The organism is Rhodovulum sp. ES.010 (genome assembly GCF_900142935.1).
Taxonomy (GTDB): domain Bacteria; phylum Pseudomonadota; class Alphaproteobacteria; order Rhodobacterales; family Rhodobacteraceae; genus Rhodovulum.
In genome coordinates, this window is record NZ_FSRS01000001.1 from 1,110,488 (window position 1) to 1,129,492 (window position 19,005).

The following is a 19,005-nucleotide window of genomic DNA, read 5'->3' on the forward strand; positions in this document are numbered from 1 at the left end:
AATTGATGGCGCTGATTACACTTAGGCAATTGCTGGATCACGCGGCGGAGCACGGCTATGGCGTGCCCGCCTTCAACATCAACAACATGGAACAGGGCCTCGCGATCATGGAGGCCGCCAAGGCCGCCGATGCGCCGGTCATCATGCAGGCGTCGCGCGGCGCCCGGCAATATGCCAACGACATCATGCTCGCCAAGATGATCGAGGCGCTGGCCGAGATCTATCCCGACATCCCGCTCTGCATGCACCAGGACCACGGCAACAACGAGGCCACCTGCCTGTCGGCGATCAAGCACGGCTTCACCTCCGTCATGATGGACGGCTCGCTCGAGGCCGACGGCAAGACGCCCGCCTCCTACGAGTACAACGTCGATATCACCAAGCGCGTCTCCGAGATGGCGCATTGGGTGGGCGCCTCGGTCGAAGGCGAGCTGGGCGTGCTGGGCTCGCTGGAATCGGGCCAGGGCGAGGCCGAGGACGGCCACGGCGCCGAGGGCGAGCTGTCGCGCGAACAGCTCCTGACCGATCCCGACCAGTCCGCCGATTTCGTCGCCAAGACCAAGGTCGACGCGCTGGCCATCGCCTGCGGCACCAGCCACGGCGCCTACAAGTTCACCCGCGAACCCACCGGCGACATCCTTGCCATGGACGTGATCGAGAAGATCCATGCCAAGCTGCCCGACACCCACTTGGTGATGCACGGCTCCTCCTCGGTGCCGCAATACCTGCAGGATCTCATCAACCAGTATGGCGGCGAGATGCCCCAGACCTACGGCGTGCCGGTCGAGGAAATCGAGCGCGGCATCAAGCACGGGGTGCGCAAGGTCAATATCGACACCGACAACCGGATGGCGATGACCGGCATCTTCCGCAAGATCGCGACGGAGAAGCCGCAGGAATTCGACCCGCGGAAATTCCTGAAACCCGCGATGGACGAGATGCAGAAGCTCTGCCAGGACCGGTTCGAACGCTTCGGCACCGCGGGCAACGCCAGCAAGATCAAGGTGATCCCGATCGACGACATGGCCAAGCGCTATGCCGACGGAAGCCTGGACCCCAACACCAAATGACGCCCCGGCGCGGGGGCATCCCCCCGCGCCCCAACCCGTTCGGGAGGAAGAGATGTTCGACCGTTCCATCAAGATCGCCCCGTCGATCCTGTCCGCCGACTTCGCGGATTTCGGGCGCGAGATTCAGGCCATCGAGACGCAGGGCTGCGACTGGGTCCATGTCGACGTGATGGACGGGCATTTCGTCCCGAACCTCACCTTCGGCCCGCCGCTGGTCAAGGCGATCCGCAAGCATGTCACCACCTTCATGGACGTGCACCTGATGATCGCGCCGGTGGACCCCTTTATCGAGGCCTTCGCAGAGGCGGGCGCCGACCTGATCTCGGCCCATGTCGAGGCGGGTCCGCATATCCACCGCACGCTTCAGGCGATCCGCGCCCAGGGCGTGAAATCGGGCGTGGTGCTGAACCCCGGCACGCCGGCCGAGGCCATCGCCGACGTGCTCGACATGGTGGATCTGGTGCTGGTGATGACGGTGAACCCGGGCTTCGGCGGGCAGAAATTCATCCAATCCGGCGTCGAGAAGACGCGCAAGATCCGCCAGATGATCGGCGACCGGCCCATCCACATTCAGATCGACGGCGGCATCACGCCCGAGACCGCGCCGCTGGTCGTGGAGGCCGGGGCCGACTGCCTGGTGGCGGGGTCGGCCGTCTTCAAGGGCGGCTCGGTCGAGAACCCAAGCGTCTATGGCGAGAACATCCGCGCGATCCGCAGCGCCGCCGAGGCAGCGCGGCAGGCCGCCTAACGAGGCCTGTGCCGCCCGGCGCAGACTGCCGGGCGGGTGGTTTCACGGGCTCCGTAATCGCAATACCAGTCCCACCCGGCTCGGCGCGTTCCACTATGGACGCCGTGCGTCGGCGTGGGCCAAAAAAATACCGTCGCATACACATCCAAGGACTCGTATTTGTTGCAAACCTCAAAAACGGGATGCCAAAGCATACAAATCCAAGAACTTGATTTAAAATGTCTTTCCAGATAACTGCTCTACAGTAGCGACAAGGCATCGCTGTCTTTTGCGGCCGCGGAACCGGAAAGGTATTTCGAAATCGTTTCCCGAGCCTTACAAATTTTGCATAACGGGTGTTCCGTAACTCTATTGGTCATTGCTGCACCGCAGCATCAAACTACCGATTGATCGGTCGCGCCCACCCACGGCTTTTCCGCGACCGCCAAAACCCGGAGCCGCCATGAAACCGCTTCTGCTGTCCGCACTCGCCGCCTTCGCCCTGGCTTCACCCGCCGCCGCGGGCGAGATCACCCTCACCGTGCCGTTCGAGGCCTACCGGCTCAGCACCGGCAATGTCGACATGATCGCCTACCAGACTGATCTCGGAGATGGCGGCTACGAAGTCACGGCTTATGCCCGCGCCCGCGATTCCTATTCTCAGCCTCAGCGCTTGATGATGCGCCTGAAGGACCGCGACAGCGTCACCTTCGCCATGCCGTCCGAACCGCGCATCCTGTACACTTTCGCGCGCAAGGCAGAGCTGGTGACGGTGACGTCCCGTTACGTTCCGATGGAACTCGCCTCCAACTAGGTCCGCACGCCGCGCCCCTGACGCCCGGGCGCGGCGCATGGCCTCTGGCCAGTCACATTCAAAGTTGATTATGTTTCGGGCACAAGGGAGGACCCGAACCATGATCCGTACAGCCATTCTTCTGGCCTGTCTGCCCGCACCGGCGCTCGCCAGTGAAAAGATCGCCGACAAGTATCCGCAATCGGTGCTCTACGACAAACCTTTCGAGGTGATCCCGAACGTCTGGTCGGCGATCGGCGCGACCGCGCCGCCGACCTACGAGAACGCGGGGCATAACAACAATCTCAGCTTTCTCGTCACCGGCGACGGCGTGATCGTCATCAACGGCGGCGCCAACTCCAGGCTGGCCGAAGCGCTGCATGCAGAGATCCGCGAGGTGACGGACCAGCCGGTGAAACTCGTGATTAACGAGAACGGCCAAGGCCACGCGATGCTCGGCAATAGTTACTGGACCGAACGTGGCGTGGACGTACTGGCCCATGTCGATGCTGCCGAGGAATTCGCGGACTACAACGCGCAGATTCTCGCCGGCATGCAGAATTATGCGAAGGAGAACGGCGAGGGCACCGAGCTGGTGGAACCCACGATCACCTTCGAGGACAAATACGTTATCGACATGGGCGAGATGCATGTCGAGGTTCTGCATCTCGGTCCCGCGCATTCGCCAGGCGACGTCCAGGTCTGGTTGCCCGAACAAAGCCTGATGATCGCCGGCGACCTCGCCTTCAACGGCCGCATGCCGCCGATCTTCGCCAAGACCTGCACGTCGTGCTGGATCGAGACCTGGGAGACTGTCTTTGCGCCGATGAATCCCACCTACATCATCCCCGGCCATGGCTACCCGACGAATCTTGCGCAGGTGGAGCATCACACGATGGATTACCTCAAGGATCTGCGCGAGAAGATCCGCGCGCATCTCGACGATGGCGGATCGCTCGACGACGCCTATTATGTGGACCAGTCCAACTGGGCGTTCCTCGATACCTATGACGAGCTCGCCACCAAGAACGCGGGCGTCGTCTTCACGGAAATGGAGTGGGAATGATGGCTGTCTCGACCCCGATCTGCGACTTCGGCTGGAAAGCCCCCGAGTTCTCGTTGCCCGGCACCGACGGCAAGACCTACGGCCTGTCCGAAATCCGCGGCCCCAAAGGCACGCTGATCATGTTCATCTGTAACCACTGCCCCTACGTGATCGCCGTGCGTGACCGGATCATCCGCGACGCCAAAGACCTGCAGGTCCTCGGGATCGGCGTCGCCGCGATCAGCTCGAACGACGCCGAGACGTATCCCGACGACAGCTTCGAGAACATGCAGAAAGTCGCGCGGGAACTGGACCTTCCCTTCCCCTATCTCTACGACGAGGACCAGTCGGTCGCGCGTGCCTATGACGCCGTCTGCACCCCTGATTTCTTCGGCTTCGACGCCGGGCTTGGGTTGCAGTATCGCGGCCGGCTGGACGCCTCGCGCAAGCAGGCGGGTCCGCCGGACCTGCGCCGCGACCTGTTCGAGGCGATGAAACAGGTGGCCGAGACCGGCCAGGGACCGAAGGAGCAGATCCCCTCGATGGGCTGCTCGATCAAATGGAAGGACGCCGCGTGAAGAAGGCCATCATCTTCGACCTCGACGGCACGCTGATCGACAGCGCGCCGGATATTCAAGCCGCCGTGAACAAGACGCTGGCCGAAACCGGCGACGGGGAGCTGGACTTGGCCACCATCCGCAGTTTCATCGGCAACGGCGTCACGGTGCTGATCGAGCGGGTGATCGAGGCGCGCGGGCTGGATGCGTCGCGCCACGCGGCGATGCTTGAGACCTTCCTGAAGTATTACGAGGCGGAGCCGGCGACGCTGACCACGCTGTATCCCGGGGTGGCGGATGCGCTGGAGCAGTTCCGCGACGAGGACTGGGTGATGGGCGTGTGCACCAACAAGCCCGAGGGGCCGAGCCGCGATATCCTGAAGGCGTTCGGCGTCGACCATTTCTTCGGCTCGATCGTCGGCGGCGACACGCTTGAAGTCAACAAGCCCGACCCGGCGATGGCGCTGGCGGTCAAGGACCGGCTGGGCGCCGATGTGGCGGTCTATGTGGGCGACAGCGAGATCGACGCGGAATGCGCCTGGAAGGCGGGGATGCGGTTCACGCTGTTCACCGAGGGCTATCACAAGGCTGACGACGTGGACGACATCCCGCAGGATGCGCGGTTCTCGGATTTCGACGTTCTGGTAGCGATCGTGGCGCGGCTGGCCGACGAGCTGCGATGACGCTGAAGGCGCTGATCTTCGACGTCGACGGCACGCTCGCGGAAACCGAGGAGGCGCATCGGCAGGCGTTCAACGAGAGTTTCGCAGCGCGGGGCCTCGACTGGCACTGGGACCGCGAGGACTATCGCCGCCTGCTGGCCACCACGGGGGGAAAGGAGCGGATGCGCGCCTTTCAGGCGGACTTGCCCGAGGGGGCGCGGCGGCTGACCGGGGACGAGATCGCCGCGCTGCACGCCGAAAAGACGGCGCGATACGGCGATATCCTAGCCTCGGGCGGGCTGGCGCTGCGCCCCGGGATCGCGGAACTGGTAGAACTGGCGCGCGAGGCGGAGCTTTGCCTTGCGGTGGCGACGACGACGAACCGGCCCAATGTCGAGGCGCTGACGCGGTGCTGCTGGGGCAAGCCGGCCGAGCAGGTGTTCGACGTGATCGCGGCGGGCGACGAGGTGGCGGCGAAGAAGCCCGCCCCCGATGTCTATCGCTTGGCGCTGGCCCGCCTTGCCCTGCCGCCGCGCAACTGCATCGCCTTTGAGGACAGCCACAACGGCCTGATGTCGGCGATGGGCGCGGGCTTGCCGGTGATCGTGACCCCGAGCGCGTATACCGAGGGCGAGGATTTCACCGGCGCCGCGTATCGCCTGGCCTCGCTGGAACGGGAGCACTGGCCGCTGAACTTGCAGGCCAAATTACTGAGCCACTGAGCCACGGGCCCAAAACGGCCGAAGAGTCCGCACTCAACGCCAGGACAACAGGCGTGCGCCCGTCCAGAGCCGGGTCCTCGAACGGCGGCGCCAGATCAGCGGCAGGTGGATCAGCGACGACAGCGGCGTTCGGCGGCAGGTCAGGGCCGCGCGCGGGGCGGTACACGTCAGCGCCGACACCCCGAAGAAATCCGAGAACGGCGTGCAGCCGCGCTCTTTCAGGTTCCATCGGACATCTGTCACGAGGCGGTCGGCCTCGATCAGGCTTTTGAAAAACCGGGGGTCTTTCGGGCCAGTCATGGACCGCTTCCTTTCGCGATTGGCCATTTCGCGCGCCGCGTAAGACTAACGCAAGGCGCATGCCCGCTCCAGTGGCCTGATCGGCGCAGGGCGCGCGTGGCCTCAGGCCGCCGGCATCCGCGTTTCGACGATTTCGGCGAACCAGGAACATCCGAAGGGGATCGCCTCATCCGAGAAATTGTACTCGGGGTGGTGCACCATGGCGGTGTCTCCGTTGCCGAGGAAGATGTAGGCGCCCGGGCGTTCGTTCAGCATGAAGCTGAAATCCTCGCCCCCCATCATGGGCGCCACGTCACGATTTACGCTTCCGGCCACCGCCTCGGCCACGGTCGCGGCGAACTCCGCCTCGGCGGGGCGGTTCTCGGTCACCGGGTAGCCGCGCCGATAGTCGATCTCGGCCCGCGCACCGAAGGCCCGGGCGGTATGCGCGACGATCTCTTTCAGCCGGGCCTCGGCTGTCTGGCGCACCTTCTCCTCCAGAGTCCGCACGGTGCCCCGCAGCAGCACCCGCGGCGGGATCACGTTCGACGCCTCGCTTTCGGTGCGGAAGGTGCAGACCGAGACGACGACCTGCCGCAGGGGATCGATCGTGCGCGAGGCGATGGATTGCAGGGCCACGACGATATGCGAAGCCACCAGCGTCGTGTCGATGCACTCGTGCGGTTTCGCGGCATGGCCGCCCTTGCCGATCACGTCGATGTCGAAATCGTCGGTCGCGGCCATGATCGGCCCGGTGCGGATCGCGAAGCTGCCCACCGGAAGCCCCGGCATGTTGTGCATCCCGTAGACTTCTTCGATGCCGAAGCGATCCATCAGCCCATCATCCACCATGGCCTTGCCCCCGGCCCCACCTTCTTCGGCGGGCTGGAAGATCACCACCGCGGTGCCGTCGAAATTCCGCGTCTCGGCCAGGTAGCGCGCCGCGCCCAAAAGCATCGCTGTATGCCCGTCATGGCCGCAGGCATGCATCTTGCCCTTGTGTTTCGACGCATAGGGCAGCCCGGTCGCCTCGAGGATCGGCAGCGCGTCCATGTCGGCACGCAAGCCAATGACGCGGCCGCGGCTGTCGGACTTGCCATTGATAACGCCCACCACGCCACAGCGGCCGATCCGCTCCACCACCTCGTCGCAGCCAAAGGCGCGCAGCTTGTCGGCCACCAGTGCCGAGGTGCGCGGCAGGTCATACATCAGCTCGGGGTGCTCATGGATGTCGCGGCGCAAGGCGGTGATCTCGTCCTGCATCTCTGCAAGGCGGTTCTTGACGGGCATCGGGCTTTCTCCTCGGAACGGCCGGGGCGGCGCAGAAACAACCGCACCGGGCGCGGCACAGGCGGGTGGACTAGAGGCCACAAGGTGAGCCTGGCGCCGCAGAAGGTCAAGCGGCGGCGCGCCCATGGCGCTGGATCCAAATAAGAACGCCCGTCTCGCGCCGTTGCATCAAAGGGCGCGGCCATCCTGCCGGCGGCTCCATGGCGGGCCGGTGTCTGCCACACCGCGCCCAGTGCGGAACCTTCTTCGGAACCGGACCGCGCGCCCAACACGCCCGCTCCTTGATCTCGCGCTGTGCGCGGCGCAGGTCACGTCAGCGCACGACAGGAGGACCCGCCCATGTTCGAGACTTTCGGTTTCCAGACCGTCACCGCCCCCGACCTTGCCCCGTGGCTTGGCCTGGTCCTCGGCCTCATGTTCGGCCTGCTTGCGGAGGCGACGGGCTTCTGCTTCCGCCGCGCCGTGATCGGCCCGGCCGAAACGCGCCGCCCCGCCCTCGGCATCTGGATGGCTACGCTCGCGGCTGCGGTCCTGGGCACGCAGGCCGTCGTCGCGGCGGAGCTGGTGTCCTTCGACGGGCACCGGCTGCTGTCCTCCGAACTGCCGCTTCTCGCGTTGCTGGTCGGCGGGTTGATGTTCGGGGCAGGCATGGTGCTGACTCGGGGCTGCGTGTCCCGGCTGACGGTGCTGACCGGCTCGGGCAACCTGCGCGCGGCGCTGGTGCTGATCGTCTTCGCCGTCGTCGCGCAGGCCACGCTGAAGGGCGCGCTGGCGCCACTGCGCACGACGCTCGCCGAGCCCACCCTGCCGGTCGGCGTGGCAAGCCTAGGCGCCCTGCCCGGCGGCCCCCTGCTCTGGGCGACGCTTGTCTCGGGCGCCGCCTTGGCGATGGCCGTCCGGTCTGGCGCGCCCCGCCGGCACCTGGTCCTGGCCCTGTTGCTCGGCCTTCTCGTGCCCGCCGCGTGGCTCGGCACGGGCGTCGTCCTCCGCGACGATTTCGACCCGATCCCGTTCGAGGCGCTCGCCTTCACCGCGCCCGCGGCCGATACGGTCTTCTGGGCGATGGCGGCCACAGCCCTGAAGCCGGGATTCGGCGTGGGCCTTATCGGCGGCGTTCTTCTCGGCGCCATGGCCGGCGCGCGCGCGAGCGGCCGGTTCCGGTGGCAGAGCTTCAAGAGCCCGGCCCAGACCGGCCGCTATCTGACCGGCGCGGCGCTGATGGGCGTGGGCGGCGTTCTGGCGGGCGGCTGCACGGTCGGCGCGGGGCTCTCGGGCGTGCCGACCCTGGGGCTCGCGGCCTTCATCGCGCTGGGTGCCATCGCCGCGGGCGCACGCGCCACCGAAGCGCTCCTCACTTCTCCAGTCCGCGCCGGACTTGCCGCACCATGAACCAGACGCCGACCACAACGAAGGGCGTCAGCAGCGCGGTGAGCATTCCCTTGGACATGGTCAACCGCTCGGCCACGGGGAAAGCCATGTAAGAGACGAGGCTGACCGCGTAGTAGCTGATCGCCACGACAGACAGCCCCTCGACCGTGCGTTGCAGCTGCAATTGCAGATCCGCCCGGCGGTTCATGCTTTCCAGCAACTTCTGGTTCTGGGCCGACCGTTCCACGTCTACCTGGGTGCGCAACAGGTTCGCCGCACGCACCGCTCGCCGAGTCATGCTGTCGAGCTGCGCCTCGGTGGACTTGATCGTGCGCATCGAGGGGTCGTAGCGCCGCATCATGAATTCGCGAAAGGTCTGGCGGTGGCCGTAGCGCTCTTCGCGCAGCACCTCGATGCGCTGGTGCACCAGCGCCTCGTAGGCCGCTGTCGCCGAGAAGCGGAAGGCGGTCTGCGCCAGCAGGCTTTCCAGTTCGGCCGAGACCGCGAGCAGGTTCTTCAGGGTATCTTCGGGCTGGCGGTGGCCGACCCTCATCTCGCCGACGAGTTCGGTCAGTTGCGGGTCCAGTTCGCTCAGCCGCTCCGAGAGCTGTCGCGCGCGCGGCAGGCCCAGCATCGACATCGCCTTGTAGGTCTCGATCTCGGTTAGCCGCTGCACGATCCGGCCCACCCGCCGCGCGCCCGTGCCCGGCCGGGCGAAGACGGCAAAGCGCATGTGCCCGCCCGGATCGATGCGGAAATCGGTGGCCATGATGCCCGCGTCATCGAGGATGGAAGCCGCCGTCAGGCTGTCGGGCACAAACCACTCCGACAGCCGCTGGTCGATGTCGTCGCGCCCCTCGCGCAACTGCTCCACCCGGATCAGCGCCGAGGTCAGCCGCGCGCCCGCTGCCTTTTCCAGCCAGTCCTCGGGGAACACCTCCCAGGCCGCCGGATCGAACGGGCGCTCGGCCACGCCGGGGGCGAAGATCGTGTAGGTCACGAATTCCGCGTGGCTTTCCCACTTGATCTTGTAGCGACCCATCGGCCCGAAGAAATGGGTGTCGCCCGGCTTGGGATGCTGGGCGCCGAACCGGTCGAGCAGATCCAGCAGATGGGTGCGGTCGGCATCTCGGTCGCGATTGAGCGCGTCACTGGGTGGCTTGATCGCGAGGAAGGCCGCGTGGCAGGGCACCTGCAACTCGGGGAACGGCCGCGCGTGCAGCTCGTTGGCGAGCATGTAGCGCAGCGGATGGTCTTGGATCGGGGCCATGGGTGCGGCTCTCGCATGACTAGGGGTCCACGCTCAACCTCTAGCGCATGCAGACGGTTTGTAAACGCGGCAGGGCGCGCGCCTTTTTCCACGCGCAAGCTGTGCTACCCTTCGGCAACCCGATCTCCGGAGGCCCAAGAAACATGTCCGCGCCCGCCCGACTGACCTTCACCGCCGTCCTCGCCGTGTCGCTTGCCGGACCGGGATCGGTCACCGGCCAAGGCACGGACGAGGCCGCGACCGTCACCCGCCACGGCATATCCGCCTTCGGCGAGTTGAAATACCCGTCCGATTTCAGGCATTTCGACTATGTGAACCCCGCGGCGCCGAAGGGCGGAACGATGAGCTTCCGCGGGACCGGCGCCTCGCGCACCTTCGACAGCCTCAACCCTTTCGTCCTGGCCGGAGAGCCAGCCCAGGGCCTTGAGCGGCTTTACGACACGCTGCTGGTCCGGGCGTATGACGAGGCGGATGCCGTCTATGGCCTTCTGGCCGAGACGGTGACCTATCCCGAGGACCGCTCCTGGGTGATCTACAGGCTGCACGACGACGCCCGCTTTGCCGATGGCGCACCCGTGACAGCCGAAGACGTCGTCTTTACGCTGGAGACCCTGAAGACCCAGGGCACACCGGCCTATCGGATCCGGCTTAAGGACGTGGCCGGGGCAAGCGCCCTGTCGCTTACCGAGGTGCGGGTCGACTTCGCCGAGGGTGCGGCGATGCGCGACCTGATTGCCGATGTGGGACAGGTGCCGATCCTGCCCGCGCATTATTACGACACCGTGGCTTTCGACCGATCGACGCTCGATCCGCCGCTTGGCTCGGGGCCCTACGTGGTCGACGAGGTCGATGCCGGGCGGTCGATCACCTATTGCCGGAACCCCGAGTACTGGGCGACGGACTTGCCCGCGAATGTCGGCAAGAACAATTTCGACTGCTACATCTACGAGTATTTCGCCGACAACACCTCCGCCTTCGAGGCATTCAAGGCCGGCACCTACCTGTTCCACGAGGAATTCACATCGGCGCTCTGGGCCACGAACTACGACTTCCCCGCCATCGACCGGGGCTGGATCAAGCGCGAGGTGATCGGCGACGACCGTCCCTCGGGGGCGCAGGGATTCTGGATGAACATGCGCCGCGCGCAATTCACCGACCCGCGGGTGCGCCAGGCGATCGCGATGATGTTCAATTTCAAATGGTCGAACCGGATGCTGTTCTACGGGCTCTACGAGCGTACCGACAGCTTCTGGGAGAACTCGGACATGCAGGCCGAGGGGCTGCCGGAGGGTGATGAGCTGGCGCTGCTCGAACAATTCCGCGACCGCTTGCCGGAGGCGGTCTTCACGGAACCCGCGGTCACGCCGCCGGTTCTGAGTGCCGCGCGCAATCTCGACCGCGAGATGCTGCGCGAGGCGGGGGGATTGCTCGACGCGGCGGGATACCGCGTCGATGACGCCGGGCGGCGCCGCGACGCGGATGGCGAGCCCCTGCGAGTGGAATTCGTCTCCGACAGCCCGGCCTTCGAGCGGATCGTGCTGCCCTATATCGAGAACCTCACCCGGCTGGGCATCGAGGCTGTCCATGTGCAGGTGGACCCCGCGCAGATGCAGCAGCGCCAGGAAGAATTCGACTACGACATAACCATTGCGCGCTTCGTGCTGCCGCTGAGTCCCTCGCTGGAACTGCGCACGCTGTTCGCGAGCGAAAGCGCCGATGCGCCGGGGGCCAATAACCTGTCGGGGCTGAAGGACCCGGTGGTCGACGCGCTGATCAAGCAAGTGATCGCCGCCCCCGACCGCGACACGCTGCGGACGCGGGTCAAGGCGCTCGATCGAGTGCTGCGGGCACAGCACATCTGGGTGCCGAATTGGTTCAAGGGATCGCACTGGCTCGCCTACTGGGACGTGTTCGGCAAGCCCGCGGAGAAGCCGCCCTACGACCGGGGCACGGATTACTGGTGGTGGGACCGGGGCAAGTACGAAGCCCTGCGCGCGGCCGGGGCGCTGCGCTAGCGGCGGCCTTGCACGGCCGCCGGACCCGGACATGACGGCCGGGCGGAACACCCCCATGCTCAAACGCGAACGCCCCGCCGCTTGGGCGGGGCGTCGCACTTGTCGAACCGGTCGGATCAGCGCAGGTGGCCGAGGAGCTTGTCGAGGCTTTCCCGTGCATCGCCGTAGAACATCCGCGTGTTGTCACGGAAGAACAACGGGTTCTCGATGCCGGAATAACCCGTGCCCTTGCCGCGTTTCATCACGAAGACCTGCTTGGCTTTCCAAACCTCGAGCACCGGCATCCCCGCGATGGGCGAGTTCGGATCTTCCTGCGCCGCGGGGTTCACGATGTCATTCGAGCCGATGACGATCACCACGTCGGTGTCGGGGAAATCGTCGTTGATCTCGTCCATCTCCAGCACGATGTCATAGGGCACCTTGGCCTCGGCCAGCAGCACGTTCATGTGCCCCGGCAGCCGGCCCGCCACCGGGTGAATGGCGAAGCGCACCGACTTGCCTTCCTTGCGCAGATGCTCAGTCAGCACCGACACCGCGTTCTGCGCCTGTGCCACCGCCATGCCATAGCCGGGCACGATGATAACGCTGTCGGCATCCTCCAGCGCGTTGGCCACGCCCTCGACATCGATGGCGATCATCTCGCCCTCGACATCCGCCGCGGGGCCGCCCGTGCCTCCGAAACCGCCCAGGATCACGCTGACGAAATGCCGGTTCATCGCGCGGCACATGATGTAGCTGAGGATCGCCCCCGAAGAGCCGACCAGCGCGCCGACCACGATCAGCAGGTCATTGCCGAGGCTGAAGCCGATCGCGGCGGCCGCCCAACCCGAATAGGAGTTCAGCATCGACACGACCACCGGCATGTCGGCGCCGCCGATCCCCATGATCAGGTGATAGCCGATGAACAGCGCAAACAGCGTCATCAGGAACAGCGCCAGAAAGCCGCCGCCCTGGAAGTACCACACGGCCAGCACCAGCGAGGCCAGCGCCGCCGCCGCGTTCAGGATGTGCCCGCCTGGCAGTTTCTTGGCAGCCGAATCCACGCGACCGGCCAGCTTGCCATAGGCGATGACCGAGCCGGTGAAGGTCACGGCCCCGATCCAGACGCCCAGCACCAGTTCGACGCGCAGGATGTTGATCTCGACCGGAGTCTTCTTGGCCACGATCGCCGCAAAGCCCTTCAGCGCTTCGCGCGCCGTGTCGTCCATCGCCAGCACCCGGTTCAATTCCAAGTCTGCGTTGAAGCCGACGAACACGGCGGCCAGCCCCACCAGCGAGTGCATGATCGCCACGAGTTCGGGCATCTGCGTCATCTGCACTCGCGTGGCGAGTTGGTAGCCGACCACCGCGCCACCCGCGATCAGGATCAGCGAGAGCGGCCAGAGCCACAGCCCCGGCCCGGTCAACGTCGCGACGACCGCGGTGGCCATGCCGACGATGCCGTACCAGATCGCGCGCTTGGCGCTTTCCTGGTTCGACAGCCCCCCCAGCGCGAGGATGAAGAGAACAGCCGCGACCACATAGGCCGCCGTGGTGAAACCGAAATCCATTGTCGCCACCCCCCTTTACGATTTCTGGAACATGGCGAGCATGCGCCGCGTCACGAGGAAGCCGCCGAAGATGTTGATCGCGGCCATGAACACCGCGAGCGCGGCAAGCACGATAACCAGCACGGACCCCGACCCGATCTGCATCAAGGCACCGAGAATGATGATCGACGAGATCGCATTGGTGATCGCCATCAGCGGCGTATGCAGGCTGTGGCTGACGTTCCAGATCACCTGGAAGCCGACGAAGACCGCCAGTACGAAGACGATGAAGTGCTGCATGAAGCTGGCCGGCGCCACAAGGCCAACCGCCAGAAGGGCCAGACCGCCCACGCCCAACAGCCCGACCTGGGTCAGCGTCTGCTTGCGGAACGCCGCCAGTTCCTGCGCGCGCTTCTCTTCTGGCGTCAGTTCCTTGGGCTTTTCTTTCTTGGGCGCGGATGCGATCGCCTTCACCTTCGGCGGTGGCGGCGGATAGGTGATTGCACCCTCGTGGGTCACCGTCGCACCGCGGATCACGTCGTCCTCCATGTCATGCACGACCTTGCCGTCCTTCTCGGGCGTCAGGTCGGTCATCATGTGACGGACGTTCGAGGCGTAAAGCGTCGAGCTTTGCGTCGCCATGCGGCTGGGGAAGTCGGTGTAGCCCACGACCGTCACGCCATTCTCCGTGACGATCTTCTCGTCGGGCTTGGTCAATTCGCAGTTGCCGCCCTTCTCGGCGGCAAGGTCGACGATGACCGACCCCGGCTTCATCGCCTGGACCATGTCCTCGGTCCAGAGCTTGGGCGCGGGCTGGCCGGGAATTAGCGCGGTGGTGATGACGATGTCGACGTCGGGCGCCAGTTCGCGGAACTTCTCCAACTGCTTTTCGCGGAATTCGGGGCTGGACGGCTTGGCATAGCCGCCCGTTTCCGACCCATCCTGGGTTTCCTCCTCGAAATCGAGATAGACGAACTCCGCGCCCATCGACTCGATCTGCTCGGCCACCTCGGGACGGACGTCGAACGCGTAGGTGATCGCACCGAGCGAGGTCGCGGTGCCGATGGCGGCAAGCCCGGCAACGCCTGCACCGACGACCAGCACCTTGGCGGGCGGGACCTTGCCGGCCGCGGTCACCTGGCCGGTGAAGAAACGGCCGAAATTGTTGCCCGCCTCGATCACCGCGCGGTAGCCGGCGATGTTCGCCATCGAGGACAGCGCGTCCATCTTCTGCGCACGGCTGATCCGCGGCACCATGTCCATCGCGATGACATTGGCGCCAGCAGCCTTGCATTTCTCCAGCATCGCCTCGTTCTGCGCCGGCCAGAAGAAGCTGATGAGCGTCTGGCCCTTGCGCAGATGTCCCACCTCAGCCTCCGAAGGCTCGCGCACCTTCACGACGATGTCCGCCGCCTGCCAGAGCGCAGCGGCGGAATGCACGATCTCGACACCGGCCTTCTCGTAGGCCCCGTCTTTGAAACCGGCTCTTTCGCCCGCGCCGGTCTCGATCAGGCAGTCATAGCCCAGCTTCTGCAACTGGAGCGCGCTGTCCGGGGTCATGGCCACGCGGGCCTCGCCCTCGAATATCTCCTTGGGTGCGCCGATCTTCACGTTGTCTGTCCCCTCTCTCAGGCGACGGGGCCCGATCGGGCCCCGCGTCAGGTCGCAGTCTCATACCACCGCGTAATTAAGTTTCACAAGCGACTCGCCAAGCTTTTGGATTCCAACGGCCTCGCGGCTCATATCCAGCGGCGGACCCGCGCGCAGTAGGCGTCGAACTCGGAGCCGAATCGCGCGCGGATCGCCGCCTCCTCCTTGCGGACGAAGCGCCGTTCGATCAGTTTCATGAAGACCGGCACGAGAACCAGGCTCGGAACGGCGTCCCAGATCAGGACCAGCCCCGTCAGGATCGCCGTATCGGCAAGGTAGATCGGGTTACGCGAAAATCGGTAAAGCCCCGTGGTGACAAGCTTATCCGGCGTCTCGCGCGGGATGAGCGAGGTGCGCTCCAGCAAGAAATGCACCGCCGCCCAGCCCGACACGGCAAGCCCCGCCGCGACCAGCCCGATGCCGACCGCGTCGCCCACCCGCCCGAGCAGCGTGAGCGGAAGAACCTGCGCCTGCCCCCAAGCCGCGACGGCGAAAAGCGCCAGCCAGATCGGCGGCAATTCGACATAGTGCAAAGGGCCCTTCACGCTGGTCTCCGGCGATTGCGACCGTCCTGCAACACGCTGGGCGATTTTGCATCTCCCAGGCCCGCTTGCGGATTTCTCTTTGCCGATTTACGCGCCCACCGCGCGGGCAGGCAAGCCCGAAGGCGGGTCTTGCATCGTCTTGCGTAACGGGCAAACCTCTCCCGACCGAGGAGAGCCGCACCGATGATCGACTTCACCGCCACCCGCGCGCTGTTTCATATCCCCAAGGGCGTGATCTATCTCGACGGGAATTCCCTGGGCCCCCTGCCGAAGGCCGCCGAGGCGCGCATCGCCAAAACGGTGCGCGACGAATGGGGCCAGATGCTGATCGGCGGGTGGAACGACGCGAGCTGGATGGCCCAACCAGCTCGTCTTGGCAACCGGCTCGGCTGCCTGATCGGGGCAGAACCGGGCTGCGTGACGGTGGGGGACACGCTGTCGCTCAAGGTCTACCAGGCGCTCGCCGCCGCGCTGGAGATGCGCCCCGACAGACGGGTCATTCTCAGCGATACCGGCAACTTCCCGACCGATCTTTACATGGCCGAAGGGCTGATCGATACGCTGGGCCGCGGTCATCAGCTGGTCACCGCTCCCCCCGAGGAGGTCGAAACGCATCTTGGCCCCGATGTCGCCGTGCTGATGCTGACCGAGGTGGATTACCGCACCGGGCGGCGCCACGACATGGCGCGCCTGACGCGCGCCGCGCATGAGGCGGGTGCGCTGACGCTTTGGGATCTGGCGCATTCGGCAGGCGCCCTGCCCGTGGACTTGGCCGGTGCGGGGGCCGATTTCGCGGCCGGCTGCACCTACAAGTATCTCAACGCCGGCCCAGGTGCACCCGCTTTCCTCTATGTCGCGCCCCGCCACGCCGCGACCGCCCGCCCCGCCCTCTCGGGGTGGCTCGGCCATGCGGCACCCTTCGCCTTCGAGCAAAGCTATCGTCCGGGCGAGGGCATCGCGCGGATGCGCGTGGGCACGCCGCCGGTGTTGCAGATGGCCGCGCTGGAGGCTGCACTCGACATCTGGGAGGGGGTCGACATGGCGGCCCTGCGCGCACGGTCCGTCGCCCTGTCCGAGCGCTTCATCGCCGAGGTGGAGGCGCGCTGCCCCGACCTGAACCTCGTGTCGCCCCGCGCCCCCAGCCTTCGCGGGAGCCAGGTGTCGTTCCGCTTTGCCGAGGGCTATGCCGCGATGCAGGCGCTGATCGCGCGCGGCGTGATCGGCGATTTCCGCGCGCCCGACATCATGCGCTTCGGCATCGCGCCGCTTTACATCGGCGAGGCCGAAATCGTGCGGGCCGCGGAAATCCTCGGCGAGGTGATGGAGAACCGGCTTTGGGACGCGCCCGCTTACCGCGTCCGCGCGGCGGTCACCTGACCCGGCCGCGTCCGCGCGGCGGTCACCTGACCCGGCCGCGTCTGCGCCGGGCGCGCCGGGGCGACGGCGCAGCCGCCTACCGGGTGCTTTACGATGCGGTGCATCAGGGAACGTCCGGCGCCTACGGCCCCGAAGAGCGCGCGGCGTGGGCGCCCTCGCCCGACCCCGTGCCGGGCTGGGAGCAGCGCCTGCTCGCCGCCACGACGATCTTGGCCGAGGCGCGCGGCCGGCTCTTCGGCTTCATGACGCTGGCCCCCGACGGTCATCTGGAATTTGCCTACGTCGCCCCCAGCCACATGGGCCGGGGTGTCGGGAGCGCCCTTCACGCCGCGGTACTGGATGCCGGCCGCGATGCCGGACTCGACATGCTGACAACCGAGGCGAGCCTCGTCGCCCGCCCGTTCTTAGCGCGGCGCGGCTGGTGTGAAACCGGACGGCAGAGCGTGATCCGGAACGGCGTGGCGCTGACCAATTTCCGAATGGAACGGACGGTCGGGGCAGGTCTCGCCAGTCAAGGACGCCCCGCCTCGGACTAGTCGATTTCCCCGATCTCGAGATTGTCCCTTTGACCGGCATGGGCCGCGAAGGCGCGGATCAGCGGCAAGGGGTCGATATCGGGGCGTGGTTGCAGCCAGGATCGGTCGGCAAGGATACCGTCGCTCGGCAGGTTCTCGTCGGAAATCTGGCCCATTTCCCAATCCGGGAAGAACCGCTCGTCGATCGTGCCCCGAGCCAGAATCATGAACCCCTTGTGCCGCCGGTCCCTTTGAATGCGGGCGACCATGCGCGTCAGGGGACCGCTCGGCCCTTCGAGGTATTGCAGGAAACAGCCCCGATCGACGTGCAGGAAGCCGGTCAATCCCTCCTTGGGATTGTTGCGCACACTCTGCGCGAGGATGTCGACCACCGTCTTCTCGTCGAGTGGCTTGCGGGCGGCACTGCGATACAAAACGAAATGAAGTTCCATGGGACTGCCTACTCTGGGTCCTCCGGGATTCTCCGGGAAGTCACACGTCGGGTGGGCGAGCGCGCCGACCATTTCATGCGATCGCCCGTTGCGGCCTCAACCACCCGCTGTTCAAGGATCGGCGACGGCCGTTCAGCGCCCCCCGTTGCCGGACGGGTGCGGCGACGGTGCTCGACGGAAAGAGGTCTCTTCTTGTGTCTTGCATCATTGACACCATGGCCTGGATCAAGAGGCGCTCCCGCCCGGCGTCGGCATTGTACGACGCGAGGAGAATCATTTCCGGTCGGAGAACCCTATCGTCTGAGGGGTTAACCGGGCCTTGCTGCCAGAGGCGGACCTTTTGTCAGGCCGTGCGCAAGACCGCCGCGCGCTCACCACCCGCCCACGCCGCGACGGCCCGGCCGAACGCCTCGAACAGCGGGCGCGAGACTGGGTCGCAGGCGGCCTTGTATTCGGGGTGCCATTGCACCGACAACGCGAAGCCAGGGGCGTCCTCGATGCGGATCGCCTCGGGCGTGCCGTCGGGAGCCAAGCCCTCGATGACCACCCTGTGGCCCGGCGTCTTGATCCCCTGCCCGTGCAGCGTGTTGGTCATCACCTCGGTCGCCCCGAGGATGCGGTGGAACACACCGCCCTCGGTCAGCGTCACCTTGTGGCGAAGTGCGAATTTCTCTTCAAGCGTGCCGTCGGGCAGCATCCGGTGGTTCAACCGTCCCGGCAGGTCGCGGATTTCGGGGTGCAGAGTGCCACCCATCGCCACGTTGACCTCCTGGAAGCCGCGGCAGATCGCGAAGAAGGGCTGACCGCGATCCACCAGCGCACGGATCAGCGGCAGCGCGATAGCGTCTCGCGCCCGGTCGAAGGCGCCGTGCGCCTCGGTCGCGGCCTCGCCGTATTCCTCGGGGTGGACGTTGGGCCGCCCGCCGGTGAACAGGAAGCCGTCGAAGCTGTCCAGCAGTTCCGGCACCGTCACGAAGCGAGGATCGGCGGGGATCAGCAGCGGCATCGCCCCCGCGACCTCGGCCACCGCCTCGGCATTCATCGTGCCCCCGGCATGGGCCGGGTACTGGTCATTGATCAGGTACTGGTTGCCGATGATGCCAACCCGGGGGCGCGTCATGAAGGTCCTCGTGACTGGA

Annotated in this window: 19 protein-coding genes; 11 read left to right on the top strand and 8 right to left on the bottom strand. The window is 66.1% G+C overall.

Annotated elements, in window-relative coordinates:
- Nucleotides 1–5 precede the first annotated feature (5 nt).
- The 7 genes from fba to BUR28_RS05600 all read left to right on the top strand — a co-directional run bounded on the left by fba (nt 6) and on the right by BUR28_RS05600 (nt 5,576).
- On the top strand, nt 6–1,070 hold the full coding sequence (fba, locus tag BUR28_RS05570; RefSeq protein ID WP_074219221.1) for a class II fructose-bisphosphate aldolase: 1,065 nt from the start codon (nt 6–8) through the stop codon (nt 1,068–1,070).
- A gap of 52 nt (nt 1,071–1,122) precedes the next feature.
- Nucleotides 1,123–1,818 (top strand): ribulose-phosphate 3-epimerase, encoded by a 696-nt coding sequence (rpe, locus tag BUR28_RS05575; protein ID WP_074219222.1) that lies wholly within the window; start codon nt 1,123–1,125, stop codon nt 1,816–1,818.
- A gap of 442 nt (nt 1,819–2,260) precedes the next feature.
- A complete protein-coding gene (locus BUR28_RS05580) occupies nt 2,261–2,611 on the top strand; it encodes a hypothetical protein (protein WP_074219223.1) in 351 nt (116 codons plus the stop codon).
- Between the two features lie 100 nt (nt 2,612–2,711).
- A complete protein-coding gene (locus tag BUR28_RS05585; RefSeq protein WP_074219224.1) occupies nt 2,712–3,656 on the top strand; it encodes an MBL fold metallo-hydrolase in 945 nt (314 codons plus the stop codon).
- Nucleotides 3,656–4,213, top strand: coding sequence for a thioredoxin family protein (locus BUR28_RS05590; RefSeq protein WP_074221523.1), 558 nt, complete (start codon nt 3,656–3,658; stop codon nt 4,211–4,213). Before BUR28_RS05585 ends, BUR28_RS05590 begins: the two co-directional genes overlap by 1 nt.
- Nucleotides 4,210–4,875 (top strand): phosphoglycolate phosphatase, encoded by a 666-nt coding sequence (gene gph / locus BUR28_RS05595; protein ID WP_254813692.1) that lies wholly within the window; start codon nt 4,210–4,212, stop codon nt 4,873–4,875. Before BUR28_RS05590 ends, gph begins: the two co-directional genes overlap by 4 nt.
- Complete coding sequence (locus BUR28_RS05600; RefSeq protein WP_074219226.1) at nt 4,872–5,576, top strand: HAD family hydrolase; 705 nt, start codon at nt 4,872–4,874, stop codon at nt 5,574–5,576. The genes gph and BUR28_RS05600 overlap by 4 nt, the downstream gene beginning before the upstream one ends.
- A 33-nt stretch (nt 5,577–5,609) precedes the next feature.
- Here BUR28_RS05600 and BUR28_RS05605 read toward each other — a convergent pair whose 3' ends face one another.
- Nucleotides 5,610–5,876, bottom strand: coding sequence for a hypothetical protein (locus tag BUR28_RS05605; protein WP_074219227.1), 267 nt, complete (start codon nt 5,874–5,876; stop codon nt 5,610–5,612).
- Between the two features lie 102 nt (nt 5,877–5,978).
- Nucleotides 5,979–7,145, bottom strand: coding sequence for a M20 aminoacylase family protein (locus tag BUR28_RS05610; RefSeq protein WP_074219228.1), 1,167 nt, complete (start codon nt 7,143–7,145; stop codon nt 5,979–5,981).
- Between the two features lie 339 nt (nt 7,146–7,484).
- On the opposite strand from BUR28_RS05610, the gene BUR28_RS05615 reads away from it, so the two are divergent.
- Nucleotides 7,485–8,534 (top strand): YeeE/YedE family protein, encoded by a 1,050-nt coding sequence (locus BUR28_RS05615; RefSeq protein ID WP_074219229.1) that lies wholly within the window; start codon nt 7,485–7,487, stop codon nt 8,532–8,534.
- Here the strand turns inward: BUR28_RS05615 and BUR28_RS05620 are convergent.
- Entirely contained in the window at nt 8,497–9,783 is a 1,287-nt protein-coding gene (locus BUR28_RS05620) for a DUF3422 family protein (RefSeq protein ID WP_074219230.1), read from the bottom strand. The two genes, BUR28_RS05615 and BUR28_RS05620, sit on opposite strands and share 38 nt — an antisense overlap.
- A 143-nt stretch (nt 9,784–9,926) precedes the next feature.
- On the opposite strand from BUR28_RS05620, the gene BUR28_RS05625 reads away from it, so the two are divergent.
- Nucleotides 9,927–11,798, top strand: a complete 1,872-nt coding sequence (locus BUR28_RS05625) for an extracellular solute-binding protein (protein ID WP_074219231.1) — start codon at nt 9,927–9,929, stop codon at nt 11,796–11,798.
- Nucleotides 11,799–11,914: 116 nt separating this feature from the next.
- Here the strand turns inward: BUR28_RS05625 and BUR28_RS05630 are convergent, their stop codons facing one another.
- From BUR28_RS05630 to BUR28_RS05640, 3 genes are all read right to left on the bottom strand, one after another.
- Nucleotides 11,915–13,348, bottom strand: coding sequence for an NAD(P)(+) transhydrogenase (Re/Si-specific) subunit beta (locus tag BUR28_RS05630; protein ID WP_074219232.1), 1,434 nt, complete (start codon nt 13,346–13,348; stop codon nt 11,915–11,917).
- A gap of 15 nt (nt 13,349–13,363) precedes the next feature.
- A complete protein-coding gene (locus BUR28_RS05635; RefSeq protein WP_074219233.1) occupies nt 13,364–14,938 on the bottom strand; it encodes a Re/Si-specific NAD(P)(+) transhydrogenase subunit alpha in 1,575 nt (524 codons plus the stop codon).
- Between the two features lie 128 nt (nt 14,939–15,066).
- Nucleotides 15,067–15,522, bottom strand: coding sequence for a methyltransferase family protein (locus BUR28_RS05640; protein ID WP_175566906.1), 456 nt, complete (start codon nt 15,520–15,522; stop codon nt 15,067–15,069).
- Nucleotides 15,523–15,705: 183 nt separating this feature from the next.
- On the opposite strand from BUR28_RS05640, the gene kynU reads away from it, so the two are divergent.
- Nucleotides 15,706–16,899 carry a kynureninase gene (kynU, locus tag BUR28_RS05645; protein ID WP_074219234.1) on the top strand — a complete coding sequence of 398 codons (1,194 nt, stop codon included), beginning with the start codon at nt 15,706–15,708 and terminating at the stop codon, nt 16,897–16,899.
- Between the two features lie 98 nt (nt 16,900–16,997).
- Nucleotides 16,998–17,435, top strand: a complete 438-nt coding sequence (locus BUR28_RS05650; RefSeq protein ID WP_175566907.1) for a GNAT family N-acetyltransferase — start codon at nt 16,998–17,000, stop codon at nt 17,433–17,435.
- On the opposite strand, the gene BUR28_RS05655 is transcribed toward BUR28_RS05650, so the two are convergent.
- Both BUR28_RS05655 and BUR28_RS05665 read right to left on the bottom strand, forming a co-directional pair.
- Nucleotides 17,432–17,866 carry a BLUF domain-containing protein gene (locus tag BUR28_RS05655; protein ID WP_074219235.1) on the bottom strand — a complete coding sequence of 145 codons (435 nt, stop codon included), beginning with the start codon at nt 17,864–17,866 and terminating at the stop codon, nt 17,432–17,434. The genes BUR28_RS05650 and BUR28_RS05655 overlap by 4 nt on opposite strands.
- Before the next feature lie 343 nt (nt 17,867–18,209).
- On the bottom strand, nt 18,210–18,986 hold the full coding sequence (locus tag BUR28_RS05665; RefSeq protein WP_074219237.1) for a gamma-glutamyl-gamma-aminobutyrate hydrolase family protein: 777 nt from the start codon (nt 18,984–18,986) through the stop codon (nt 18,210–18,212).
- Nucleotides 18,987–19,005: the final 19 nt, after the last annotated feature.